The organism is Streptomyces sp. NPDC033131, assembly GCF_055578365.1.
Genome location: NZ_JBVIPA010000046.1, coordinates 48671 through 60864, shown reverse-complemented (window position 1 = coordinate 60864; position 12194 = coordinate 48671). Strand labels below are relative to the sequence as shown.

Annotated in this window: 9 protein-coding genes and 2 pseudogenes; 7 read left to right on the top strand and 4 right to left on the bottom strand. The window is 68.6% G+C overall.

Annotated elements, in window-relative coordinates; translation table 11 throughout:
• Window positions 1-165 precede the first annotated feature (165 nt).
• Entirely contained in the window at window positions 166-300 is a 135-nt protein-coding gene (locus ACZ5XS_RS38550; protein ID WP_468659427.1) for a hypothetical protein, read from the bottom strand.
• A 53-nt stretch (window positions 301-353) separates the two neighbouring features.
• On the opposite strand from ACZ5XS_RS38550, the gene ACZ5XS_RS38545 reads away from it, so the two are divergent.
• Window positions 354-527 (top strand): hypothetical protein, encoded by a 174-nt coding sequence (locus ACZ5XS_RS38545; RefSeq protein ID WP_468659425.1) that lies wholly within the window; start codon window positions 354-356, stop codon window positions 525-527.
• A 1254-nt stretch (window positions 528-1781) separates the two neighbouring features.
• Window positions 1782-2782, top strand: a pseudogene (locus tag ACZ5XS_RS38540) (IS5 family transposase).
• Window positions 2783-2850: 68 nt separating this feature from the next.
• On the opposite strand, the gene ACZ5XS_RS38535 reads toward ACZ5XS_RS38540, so the two are convergent.
• Entirely contained in the window at window positions 2851-5121 is a 2271-nt protein-coding gene (locus tag ACZ5XS_RS38535; protein WP_468659423.1) for an MMPL family transporter, read from the bottom strand.
• Window positions 5122-5296: 175 nt separating this feature from the next.
• On the opposite strand from ACZ5XS_RS38535, the gene ACZ5XS_RS38530 reads away from it, so the two are divergent.
• From ACZ5XS_RS38530 to ACZ5XS_RS38510, 5 genes are all read left to right on the top strand, one after another.
• The gene (locus ACZ5XS_RS38530) at window positions 5297-6469 is read left to right on the top strand and encodes a sensor histidine kinase (RefSeq protein WP_468659421.1); all 1173 of its coding nucleotides are present in this window, start codon (window positions 5297-5299) and stop codon (window positions 6467-6469) included.
• Window positions 6444-7106: a response regulator gene (locus ACZ5XS_RS38525; protein ID WP_468659419.1), complete on the top strand. Its 663-nt coding sequence runs from the start codon at window positions 6444-6446 to the stop codon at window positions 7104-7106. Before ACZ5XS_RS38530 ends, ACZ5XS_RS38525 begins: the two co-directional genes overlap by 26 nt.
• 269 nt (window positions 7107-7375) lie before the next feature.
• Window positions 7376-7957, top strand: coding sequence for a ferredoxin--NADP reductase (locus ACZ5XS_RS38520; RefSeq protein WP_468659417.1), 582 nt, complete (start codon window positions 7376-7378; stop codon window positions 7955-7957).
• Between the two features lie 230 nt (window positions 7958-8187).
• Window positions 8188-8550, top strand: coding sequence for a 2Fe-2S iron-sulfur cluster-binding protein (locus ACZ5XS_RS38515; protein ID WP_468659431.1), 363 nt, complete (start codon window positions 8188-8190; stop codon window positions 8548-8550).
• 637 nt (window positions 8551-9187) lie between these two features.
• Window positions 9188-10600 carry a WD40 repeat domain-containing protein gene (locus ACZ5XS_RS38510; RefSeq protein WP_468659415.1) on the top strand — a complete coding sequence of 471 codons (1413 nt, stop codon included), beginning with the start codon at window positions 9188-9190 and terminating at the stop codon, window positions 10598-10600.
• Between the two features lie 379 nt (window positions 10601-10979).
• On the opposite strand, the pseudogene ACZ5XS_RS38505 reads toward ACZ5XS_RS38510, so the two are convergent.
• Together ACZ5XS_RS38505 and ACZ5XS_RS38500 are read right to left on the bottom strand one after the other, a co-directional pair.
• Window positions 10980-11361: pseudogene (locus tag ACZ5XS_RS38505) on the bottom strand (transposase); the annotation flags it as partial.
• A gap of 155 nt (window positions 11362-11516) precedes the next feature.
• The gene (locus ACZ5XS_RS38500) at window positions 11517-11891 is read right to left on the bottom strand and encodes a hypothetical protein (protein ID WP_468659413.1); all 375 of its coding nucleotides are present in this window, start codon (window positions 11889-11891) and stop codon (window positions 11517-11519) included.
• Window positions 11892-12194 lie beyond the last annotated feature (303 nt).

Genomic DNA, 12194 nt, shown 5'->3' with positions numbered 1-12194 from the left:
GTCGCAATCCACACCGAACCCGAAAGGCCCTCACCCGTTCAAGATCCCCCAGCCGAGATCTGACTCACCTGTCCACAACCTCCCGAGACAGAACAGCTAGTGCGGCGATACGGCACCAGGGGCGCCGCGCATCCACAGCAGCAGCTCGCGGTGTCTTCCATCTTCCTATTCGGTCCGCAGGGCGGTGGCGGTGCGGACCCTGGCGGCCCAGCTCGCGGGCAGCAGCGCGCCCAGGACGGCGATGAGCAGGCCGCCCAGGACCAGCAGGGCCAGTTCGGCTGCGGAGTAGACCGCGAGCACGGAGTCGGGAAGCTCGAGGCCGGCGCTGTCGCCATCGCGGGGATGACCCAGCCGTGCAGGGTGACGCCGAGCGGAACGCCCAGGGCACCGCCGGCCAGACCGGTTCCCGCATCCTCGCCAAGCTCCAACTGCGTGACCGCGTCCAGGCCGTCATCGCCGCCTACGAGGCCGGGCTGGTCAGCGTGGACAGACAGGAACCGGCAGGGCAGTCCGCCGAGCATCCGTGAACCGTCCCGGCGGTCACTCGTCACGTCACAGCCTTCACCTGCTGCGCCAGATCCCGTTTCCGGTGGAGGAACGGTCTCAGGGGCTGGCCGGTGGCGAGCTGGCCGCCGCAGACTGCGCCGTCTCGGCACCTGCCACATTCTGCCCAGGCTGGCGGTGATCAGGGCCGCGGTCGCGACTATGGCCCAGGAATGCGTCCACCGCAGGTTGCTTTCCCGTGAACCAAGCCCGGTGCGTCGAGGCGGCACAACCCTTGGGAAGTGTCGGCTGTCTTCCCTCGGATAGCGTCTGTCGCAGCGGCAGATACCCGCCACCTGTCGAGCGGGCCCGCCCATGGGCCCCGCCTCGGTGGGTAAGAGCAGGGCTCATCTCTTGGAGGAGGCACGTGGGATGGCTGTACGTCCTCACGAGTCTGACGGCTTCCCCGTGCGCTCGCGAAGGCAGGGAAAGAAGGCCACCGGGAGCGGGCACCTTGCCGGGGAACCCGTCGACGTCATGTGCGAGGTGGTCCTACCGCTGCTGTGCCGTGCCAACTTGCTGTCCCAGCTCCTGAACATCGGATCTGTACGTGACCCACATGAGCAGGAGGCGTAGCGCGGTGCCCGACGGCGCGGCCCAGATGGGCGGCCGAACCTGCGGGCATTTCTGACCGCTGCGATGAGGAGCCCCGGGGACGTACACGTCGTGCGGGTCATGGCGGTCTCCCCGTTGCATGCCATCGCCGCAGCATGTGAGCCGAATCCGTAGTTCTCACGGCGCAGCCAGGGGACGTGGCCAGCTGGATGGCGGCCGTGGTCCCGGCCGGGGCGTCATCCACGCCGTCGACTGCGAGGAAGCACCCACCGGGGCACACGGTACTGACCCTGGACAAGGCGCTGGACGCCGCGGGGTGTCCCGGGACTCGGCTGTGTGCGCTGAGCGGCGTGGTGGCCGCCGCAACGCTGGTCGTCCTCGGCGACCCGTCCCAGACGGCGCAGACCCAGACCAGCTGCCAGGTCCGCGACCGCACCGAGATATTCACCGGCAATTCCAGACACCCCCACGGACTTCACCGAACCCGGCCAGCACTCCCCGGAGTCCGGGTTCGGCCATGAGATCGGCGACGGATACGGCCAGTACTGGCCCCAGCTTCCGGCCGCCGATCTCACCGACTCGAAATCAGGTCGCGTGGGCGGCCTTCTAGGGCGCGTATCGAGTAGTGATCAATTTGCGGGATGTGCCTTCGTGGCACGGTCCGGTCCGATAGACGGTCTTACGTGACGCGAGTTCAACTGACCGATCCGGATTTGGAGTTCATCGAGGCGTACCTGCCGATCGGCGAGTACGGCCCGTACCCCGAGCGACTGCGGCAGCAGTTCGAGGGCGTGATCTGGCGGTTCAAGACGGGCGGGCAGTGGCGGGAGATGCCGACGGAGTTCGGCGCCTGGTCGACCGTCCACAACCGCTTTCGGCAGTGGCGTGACGCCGACGTCTTCGAGGCCTTTCTGGAGGGCCTGATCACGGAAGCCGCGAAGCGGGGTGAGGTGGACCTGTCCCTGGTCAGCATCGACTCCACCACCGCCCGAGCCCACCACGACGCGGCCGGGATGCACCTCGACGAGGACGTCGTCACCGCCCTGGAGAAGCCGCGGCCGAGGAGGAGAAGGCCAGATCAAAGGGGGCGGCCTCGAAGAGCAAAACGGGCAAGATACCGAAAGTGATCCCGCGCTGGAAGAACGACGACGCATCTGGCGTCGGCGGAAACTCCGGCTGAAGGCCGCCCTCCTCGGACGTCCAGAGGCGGGCAGACCAGCAAGGTCCACCTCGCCGCCGACCGCAAGTGCCGCCCGCTGGCGTTCATCCTGACCACAGGCCAGGCACCGGACAGCCCGCAGCTCATCCCCGTCCTGAAGAAGGTACGGGTACGCGGGCCCGTCGGCCGACCCCGCATCCGGCCGGACGCGGTCGCCGGGGACAAGGCGTACTCGTCCCGCGGAAACCGCGCCCACCTGCGCAACGCCGTATCAAGACGGTCATCCCGGAGAAGAAGGACCAGGCCGCCAACCGGAAGGAGAAGGGCTCCAGAGGTGGCCGACCCGTCAGCCACGACGCCGATCTCTACAAGGAGCGGAATACCGTCGAACGCCCGATCAACAAGCTCAAAGCATGGCGGGGCATCGCCACCCGGTACGACAAGACTCCCGATAGCTACCTCGCCGGTCTCCACCTGCGCGCCTCGATGATCTGGATCAAGGACCTCACCAGGACCACCCGATGATCACGACTCGATATGTCCCTGGGTGACGCGTTGAGGTGCCGGACGCCAAGGGGCGGGCAGGAGTTGAGTCAACGGTCAACCAGCCGTGGACGCGGGGCCTCACCCGTGGATTCCGCGTCGGTGTCGTCGATGCCGACCGGGCCGCGGGGAAGCATCCCGTCTAGCCGCTTTGGCAGCCACCAGTTGGTCCGGCCGAGGAGTGTCATGGTCGCCGGTACCAGCACCATGCGTACGACCGTGGCGTCGATGAAGATCGCGGTGGCCAGGCCGAGCCCGAACATTTTGGTGGAGGGGTCCTCGGCGACGGCGAAGGACAAGAAGACCGCCACCATGATGAGGGCGGCCGAGGTGATGATCCGGGCGGTGCCCGAGACGCCCTCAACGATCGCCGTGACGTTGTCGCCGGTGCGCAGGTACTCCTCGCGTACGCGGGAGAGGAGGAACACCTCGTAGTCCATCGACAGGCCGAACAGGATGGCGAAGAGAAACGTCGGGATGAACGACACGATCGGAACCGTCGCTTCCAGCCCGATGAGTGCGCCTCCCCAGCCCCACTGGAAGACCGCGACCATGATGCCGTAGGCCGCGCCGATGCTCAGCAGATTCAGCAGTACCGCCTTGAGCGGTACGAGTATCGAGCGGAAGACCAGCATCAGCAGCAGGAACGACATCGCCAGCACGGCGGCGACGATCACCGGCAGGCGTTGGCTGGTGCGTTGGCCCACGTCGGACAGGCTCGCGGCGGCGCCGCCGACGTGGGCCCTGGCCGGGCCGTGCCCGATCGCCGTGGGCAGCACGTCGGTGCGCAGCCGGGCGATGGTGTCGGCCGTGGCCTTGTCCTGAGGGCTGGTGGTCGGGAACACCACGAGGGTCGCGATGCCGGTGGCCCGATCGATGTGCGTCGGCGCGACGGATGCGATGCCCGGATCCGCCGCGACCGTTGCGACGAGTCGGTCCAGCACTCCCGGATCACGGGCGGGGTCCGCGGCGATGACGAGGGGACCGTTGGTGCCCGGGCCGAATCCCTCGGCGACGAGGTCGTAGGCCCGGCGCTCGGTACGGCTGTGGGGCAGTGAGCCGTCGTCGGGCAGGCCGACGCGCAGGCCGAGCACGGGCAGCGTCGCGGTCAGCAGCAGCGCCGCAGCGCCGACCGCGTACGGCACCGGGTGCCGGCTGACGTGCCCGATCCAACGACGCCACCCGGCGGCGTGGGCGGCGCCTGCCGCCGGGTCCCGCCGCCCTGCGAGTCGGGCCGGCTTCCTGGTCTGCAGAGCCCGGCCGATCCGGCCGGCCCGGGCCAGGCGCGGGCCCGCCGCGCCGAGGAAGGCCGGCAGCAGCGTCACCGACGCGAGCACCATCGTCAGGACGACGATCGAGACGGCAACCCCGCCCACCGTCATGAACGGCACGTTCGCGACCGCCAGGCCGAGGATCGACACGACGACGGTGCCGCCGGCGAAGACCACCGGCCGCCCCGCCGTTGCCACCGCTCGCCCGGCCGCCGCCTGCGGATCGAGCCCGCACGCGAGGTACTCCCGGTGCCTGGCGAGCACGAACAGCGCGTAGTCGATGCCCACTCCGAGCCCGACCATGCTGCCCAGGACCGGTGCGAAGGTGGGGACGTCCGTGACCCCCGCCAGTACCGTCATCGTGGCGACCCCGACGGTCAGTCCGAAGACCGCCATGCCGATCGGCAGCGCGGCGGCGACGAGCGAACCGAACGCCAGGAACAGGATCGCGGCCGCGGCGAGGAGGCCGATCAGCTCGCTTGCGCCGCCGTCGGGGTCGGAGAAGGCGTAGAAGAGGTTCCCGCCCATCTCGATGCGCAGGGGTAGCTCGGCGCGCAGTCGGTCGCCGAGTTCGACGAGGGCGTCGAGGTCTTTGGCCGACAGTCGGCTCTGGTCGGGGTACTGCACCCGGACGACTGCGATCCGCCCGTCGGCCGAGACAAGGCCGCCGCGCACGGTGGTGTCCCCGCGTGCGTCGAGTGCCCCCGCCGGGTCGCTCGTGCCGAGCACGTGCGGCAGCCGTTTCACCTCGGTCTGCAGCCGCGTGAGAGCGGTGCGCGCGCTGTCGTGGTCGAAGAACGTCGCAGCGCCGTCGAGGGGGGTGACGACCACTTGGGCGGTCATCCCCTCCTGGCCGGTGCCGACCCGCTCGATCAGTTCCGCGGCCCGTTGGGAGTCCAGTCCCGGAGCGGTCATCGAGTCCGCGGTCCGCCCGCCGAAGGCGATGGCGGCGAGGACGGCGAGCGTGGCGGCGATCAGCCATGCCGCGATCACCCGCCAGGGATGGCGGGCGGCGCTTGCGCCCAGGCGCAACAGGGCTTTCGAGAGCATCGGGTCCTCCAACCACCTCGTCGGCCGTCCTTGTACGGCCGCCGATGCCGAGGCTCGTCGCCACGGCGCTCCGCGGCATCGGCCCGCGGGCCGCGGATCCGTCGGCCCCGGGGTGGAGTGACGACCCGTCCTTTCGGCCGATGCGCGGCCCGCCGCGGTCCCTAGGCTGAGAACCGTGCTCCGAGACGACCTGCGAACCCTGTGGACCGAACCCCGGCCGCCCGACGCGCCCGCCCGGGTGCGGCGGGACTGGGCGCTGCTCGCCGCGGGCCTTGCCGGTGTGGCGCTGGAGGCCACCCTGCGCGAGAACGTCGTGTGGCGGCCGGTGGCGGTGGTGTTCGCCGTATGGCTGTGCCTGCTGCCCCTGTGGCGCCGGACCCGCCCGCTGGCGATGGTGACGCTGGCGTTCGGCTCGGTGATCCTGCTTCAGGTGGCCTCGCTCGTCGCCGCACCAGGCGAGCCCGTCGGCCTGGACACCGGCGCGGTCGTGCTCGTGCTGGTGTACGCGCTGCTCCGGTGGGGATCGGGACGCGAGATTGTGCTGGGCGGCGCGGTGATCCTCGCGGCCAGCGCGCTGTGTTCCGTCACGGACGAGACCCCGGTCGTCGAAAATGTCGTGGGCTTCGTCTTCCTGCTGCTGCCCGGTGTGGTCGGGGCTGCCGTGCGGTTCTGGGTGACCGCTCGCGAGCGGCAGTTGGAGCAGGTGCGCTCCCGCGAGCGCGAGCAGCTCGCCCGGGAACTGCACGACACGGTGGCCCACCACGTGTCGGCCATGGTGATCATCGCCCAGGCGGGCCGGGTGCTCGCGGGCGCCGACCCGTCCGCCGCCGTCGAGGCGCTGGAGGGGGTCGAGGAGGAAGGGGCGCGCACGCTGGAGGAAATGCGCGCCATGGTCGCCGCGCTGCGCGACCGCGGGGTCGGCGCCGAGCTGGCGCCGCCTGCCGGAGTCGCGGATCTGGAGCGCCTGGTGCGCACCCCGGGTGGTCGCCTCAGGGTCGACCTGGGGCTCGACGGCGAACTGGAGACGCTGCCCCCGGCCGTGGACGCGGCCGTCTACCGGATCGTGCAGGAGTCGGTGACCAACGCGCTGCGCCATGCGGTCAACGCGACCGAGCTCGTCGTTCGGGTCGCCGCGGAACGGCACACGGTACGGGTGAGCGTGCGCGACAACGGCCACCGCACCGGCCGAGGCCGTGCCGGATACGGACTTACCGGACTGCGCGAGCGCGCGACCCTGCTCGGCGGCAAACTACAAGCCGGCCCCGGCGCCGACCAGGGCTGGCATGTCGAAGCCGAACTGCCGAGAGCGAGGAGCGAGAGCGGTGCCCATCCGCGTCCTCGTCGCTGACGACCAGACCATCATCCGCACCGGGCTGCGGATCATGCTGAACGCCCAGCCCGGCATCGAGGTGGTCGGCGAGGCCGCCGACGGGCGGGAAGCCGTACGTCTGGCCCGCTACCTACGCCCCGACGTCTGCCTGTTCGACATCCGCATGCCCGTACTCGACGGGCTCGAGGCCACCCGGCTGGTCGCCGGCCCTGGCGTCGCCGACCCGCTGGCCGTGGTCGTCATCACCACCTTCGACCTCGACGAGTACGTCTACGGCTCACTGCGTGCCGGCGCCCGCGGATTCCTCCTCAAAGACACGGGACCAGACCTTCTGGCGCAGGCCGTACGGTCGGCGTCCGACGGTGCGGCGCTCATTGCCCCCAGCGTCACCGTCCGTCTGCTCCAGACATTCGCGGACCTGCCCGCCGGCCGGCCCGTGGCCCAGCCGGTCTCCCCCGTCACCGCCCGCGAGGAGCAGGTGCTCCTCGCCGTCGCTCGCGGGCTGACCAACACCGAGATCGCCGATGCACTGCACATCAGCCTCAGCACGGTGAAGACGCATCTGGCCAGCCTGATGGCCAAACTCGGCGCCCGCAACCGGGTCGAGATCGCGATGTGGGCCTACGAAACGCGCCGTATCCTCCCCGGAACCTGAGCCGGGTGCCGGGCCATGCCCCATGAGTCCCCGCCCGGACATCAGTGCACCGGTCGGCTCACGTCGGCTCCACGTGCCTCACCCGCCCCAGAGCGTGACGTACCAGGAAGCCAGAACTGGGACGGTGAGACACCCGATACGACAAGACTCCCGACAGCTACCTCGCCAGTCTCCACCTGCACGCCTCGATGATCTGGATCAAAGACCTCACCAGAACCACCCGATGATCACGACTCGATACGCGGCCTAGCGCAGACCCACAGAGCGGGATGTTCGAAGCCAACGTGCCAGGGACCCTGGCCGCCCACTTCGGCCATACGCACTGCGGGCTCTACGCCCGCGTCGTGAATCCCGGAACCGCGGCCCTGGGCGACCAGGTCCAGGCAATACCTGGAGACACCTACGACGTGAGACGCCTGTTCCTCGGTTCCGTGCACGATGCCGCCAAGAAGCCGCGCCCTGCTCGCGTCGTCGCTGTACAGAAAACAGCCGACGAGGCCTGGCCGATCGACCTGGAGGACCAACACGGCACCCTCAACCACACGGTCGCAGGCCAGCATGTCCGCATACACCGAACCGTGCCCGCACCGGACTGGCGCAACTACACGATCTCCGCCCACCGCGACGGCATCACTCGCATCACTGTCAAGCGAGAAGCGGTCGGCCGCTTCTCTCCCTGGCTGTGCGCGCAAGAGCCGGGCGACGAAATTTTGATCAGTGGCCCCCACGGCGAAGCCGCGCTCGATCCAGCAGACGAGTCCCCCGTCGTCATCCTCACCGCGGGAATAGGCATTACGCCAGCACTAGCGATCACTCGTGCGCTGGCCGACGCCAGCAGTAGAGGCCGGTGAAGGTGGTGCACATCGACAGGCACCAGCCACGCATACCCCACTGGGAGGAACTCGTCGACGCGGTCGCCGAACTTTCCGCATCCGAGCTCCACCTTTTCCTGACTGCGCAGACTCCGACCCCAGCCGGTGCGACCAGTGGCCGCCCGGACGAGACCTTCGTCGCCGGCCTCCTCAGCCGAGCTCCCAAGGCAGCCGTCTACCTGTGTGGTCCCGAGTCCTTCACCTCGTCCATGCGAGCTCTGGCACTGCGTCACGGAGTTCCCAGAACCGCGATCCGCTCCGATCCGTTCTACTCGCCACGTGCCATCGACCTGACCCAGCATGCCGCCCCAAAGAGTGGGCCATTTGAGGTCCGCTGGGCGGGCGGAGCGGCAGCACAGTGGACACCGGAAGACGGCACCCTGCTCGACCTCAGCGAAGCCCAGGGACTACGTCCCGCTTCCAGTTGCCGGGCAGGCGTGTGCGGATCATGTCGTGCCGTTGTCCGGGGCGAGTGCGCCTCGGTCATCGAACCGTTGCTCCCGACTGCGCCGGTTGAGGTATTGCTGTGCTGTGCCGTGCCGGTAGAGGGGATAGAGATCGGCCTGCCATAGGAAACCGCGGGCCGAGCCGGCGCGCCACCACGCCCGCTCCCCTGCACCGGAAGAGAACATCACAGCGCCGCACCCGCCGACACGACGTTCCACATATCCGTTTCCGCACAGGTACAACACCGCATCCTGCGCGTCCGGATCCCAAGTCCTCAGCGGCATGGGCCTTGCCGCCGACGTCACTCGAGGTCGAGCTCGTTGAACCGTCGAAAGTGACCCGCGACGATCGAGACTTCCGTTCCTCTGGGGGCACGGTCGGGAAGAAGACAAACCAGCGGGGTGGGCCTGTGACCATCCGCAGATCAGGATTGCACGCCGACGAGGCCCAGCTGCGTCGAGCCGGGCGGCCGAAGAATCCCCGGCCCCTTGCGGCGGGCTCGCCGATCCCCTGACAACAGGACGGTTGGCGGAGGACGGTCGACCAGTGCCCGCGTGGATCGAGCTGTTCAGCATCGAGCCGTACGACGCGGTGTGTCAGAGGCGGGCGGGAGCCTTCACGGCGTTCCACACCGAGCCCACCCATGAAGGCGCAGATCATCAAAGGCAACCCACATGCAACCACCTCCTGCTGACTCACCACAGCTCACCAGACACCCTCACAGCACAGCCGAGCAGGACCACCCGAAGAGAAAGTGCAGTCATGCCAGATGATCTGATCATGCAGGAGTTCATACCAACCCGCAGGCAGCGTGTTTTCAAGGGAACGCATGGGGCGCTCCGTGGGCGTGCGTGCCGGGTAAGGCGGGCGGACGACACCTCTGTGGTGGCCACGTTGTTGTCCGACGGCACGGTGCGTCTGTGGGACGAGCGGACCCTTGCCCCCGTTGGTCCGCCACTGCCCGTTCTGGCCGGCTGGGTTCCGGATGAGCTGGCCGTCGTAAGAGACGGAAAGGGGCGGGAGCTGTTGTCCTGCGGGACGAGCGAGGGGGAATTCGCGGGGCTGTGGGATCCCGCCACAGGAGAACGGGTGGCCGGGACAGCCGTCGAGTGGACCGGTGAGGCGTCGGTCGTCGATCTCGACGAGTCTCTGGCATCCGCGCTGAAGCGGCGGACGGGCAGTGTCCGCGCGTTGCAGCGCCTGCCCGACAGCGACACGGTGGTGGCCGCTCATGAGGGAGAGTCGAAGCTGCGGCTGTGGAATCTGCAATCGGGTGAGGAAACAGGCGCAATCGACGCTCCCAATGACTGGTCGCTTGCTGTGACGAAGGGACCCACTGGTGAGCCGGTCGTGGCCACCACGGCTCGGTCCGCATCCGAGGGCCGTGAAGTGATCCGGCTCTACGACCCAGCGACGGGACGGCTTGTCGATGAATTGGCCGGCCATACCGAGGGCGTGACCGGGTTGCTGGCGCTCAACGGAGCCGACGGGAGACCACTGCTTGCCTCGGCGAGCTTCGACGGCACCGTACGCCTGTGGGACTTGAGCGACCGTGCATCGGCGGGCCGAGTGTTGTCGGGGCATACTTCCGGCGTGGACAGCCTGGCTCTCGTGCCGGGGCTGCGGCAACCAGTGATCGTCTCCGGCGGCATGGACAACACCGTGCGGCGCTGGGACGTGGCGACAGGGACCCAGATCGGTGAGGCCGTGCCGGCCGGCGACCGTGTCCTTGCTTTGACCGCACTGTATGGCCCCGACCGGCAGCCGATGATCGCTGCCGGCAATCAGAACACCGATGTAGTGCGCTTGTGGGAGGCGGAGAGCGGTCGGCTCGTGGGTGAACTGCCCGATGTCCGGCAGTCGGGGACGAGTGACCTGGCGACTCTCCAACATCCCGGTGGGGACCTGATCGCCCAGTCCACCTTCTGGGGTGGCGAGATCACGGTGTGGGATCCGGCGACGCTCGCACCGGTGGGGCCGCCACTGCAGGGCCATACTGAGGGCGTGTACGGACACGGTGTCATGGTCACCTTGCTGCCGTGGAAGACCGCAGAAGGAACTGCCTTGGTGTCAGGTGGATGTGACGGGACCATCCGGCTCTGGCCTGCCGACCGGCCCGAGCATGCCCGGCACCGGCAGCGTGAAATTGGCGCCGCGAAGCTGCCAGCAGCCTGAGTCACTGACAGCGGGTCAGGGACCGGGCCCGTACGCTGCGGGCACTGTACGAACGGCTGGACCGGCTCTAGGGACCAATGCCGGTGACTTAGATGGTCCTGGCTCGTTGGTTGTGGTGTGGCGAGGGTGGGGCAGGTCAGGTCGTCGGCGGGTGAGCGCACGGCGCTCTTCGAGTTCTGGTGGCGCGCCGGTCACCGAGGACGGGCGGAGGCCGCTCTACGTGAGCACATTCTGGCCGGCAACAAGCGGTCGATGCGGCGTCTCATGGCGATGGTGCGAGAAAACAGCCGGGGGGACGAGGCCGACGGCTGCGGCGCTCAGGTCTGGAACCCGACGGGTCCACGTCACCGTGGAGACCACCGGTGAGCGCCTGCGGCAGTTACTGACTTTGTTGGCGTGGTGTCGTCAAGGTGAGGCCGGTTCCGACGAGGCCTCCATCGATCAGGTTGCTGCGGTACTGGATCTGGCGAAGGCCCTGTCTGAGGGCGCGCATCAGGTGGTCGGGTCGGTGAAGGCGGTGTTGGCCTGGCTGCTACGTCTCAGCAGTGACCAGATGCCCTCGACAGGGTTGAGGTGAGGCGCGTAGGCCGGCAGGAAATGGCAGCTGATCCAGTCGTGGGAGTCGATGAACGCCCGCAGCCAGGCATCCCGGTGCACGTTCAGGTGCGTTCGCCCTCCTTGTAGCAGGCCAGAGCGGCGATGGAGAACCGGCGCTGGGAACGTCCCCGCACCCGGATGACGGGTGTGCGTCCGCGCCGCGCCTGGCCTGGCTCCGCACATGATCCGAGAAACAGCGCCTAGATGATCAATTTCAGGGGATGCCTGCGGAGGGTGTGGGGTGGGCGGCGGCCGAAGCCACCGCGAGACGGTCAGGCGGCGGGCTGCTGGCCGTGGTTGCCGAGGTGGCACCGGGCGGTCAGGCGTCTGGGTCGACTTCGGGGTGCGTGAACCGCACGGGCTTGCCCAGCGACCGAGCGTAGGCGATTTCGGCCCGGGCGCTCTCTCCGATGTAGTCGCCGACTACGAGCACCTCATCAGCTAGCCGGATCTTCGCCCGGTGCAGATCGTCGAGTCGAACCTTTAGCGCCTCGGCCTCGACAGGATCGGACCAAAGTTCGTGCGGCGACTTCATGTCACAGCCCGGTTTGACGACAATCTTCCCGGCTTTGGTCTCCCGCAGATCGGACTCGGTCATCTCGGTCATGAAGCGGGTGGAGCCGCAGATCACGACGATACGCGGGAGGCTCAACAGCTTCTTCGCGTCGGCGAGCTTCTCCTCAGGGGTGAACATTTGCGAGTATGACACTGGTTCCTCCTGGTGGTGTGATCCAAGGAGCGCCTGTGGAGACGAGAACGAGGATGTCACCGTCGCACATGCGTCTTCGGAGACGTCGACGTCGACGGTCGAGGCAGACGCCGAGAACGGCCCGGATGACTTCGCACCAGCCGCCCAGTCCTGCGGAGAGGTTGATGACGCGCTGCAGGGCGCCGGGGCGGAGGAGTCACAGCGGCGGCCAGGGTACGGCCGGCGAGGATGCGGCGGGTGTCATCGTCCAGGCGGGCACAGCGCTCTGGTGTCATCCACCTTCGGCTG

Coding starts and splice junctions, on each gene's coding strand:
- ACZ5XS_RS38535 (WP_468659423.1), bottom strand. CDS start 5,121: ATGCTCTCGAAAGCCCTGTTGCGCCTGGGCGCAAGCGCCGCCCGCCAT.
- ACZ5XS_RS38520 (WP_468659417.1), top strand. CDS start 7,376: ATGTTCGAAGCCAACGTGCCAGGGACCCTGGCCGCCCACTTCGGCCAT.
- ACZ5XS_RS38515 (WP_468659431.1), top strand. CDS start 8,188: ATGCGAGCTCTGGCACTGCGTCACGGAGTTCCCAGAACCGCGATCCGC.
- ACZ5XS_RS38510 (WP_468659415.1), top strand. CDS start 9,188: ATGCCAGATGATCTGATCATGCAGGAGTTCATACCAACCCGCAGGCAG.
- ACZ5XS_RS38500 (WP_468659413.1), bottom strand. CDS start 11,891: ATGTTCACCCCTGAGGAGAAGCTCGCCGACGCGAAGAAGCTGTTGAGC.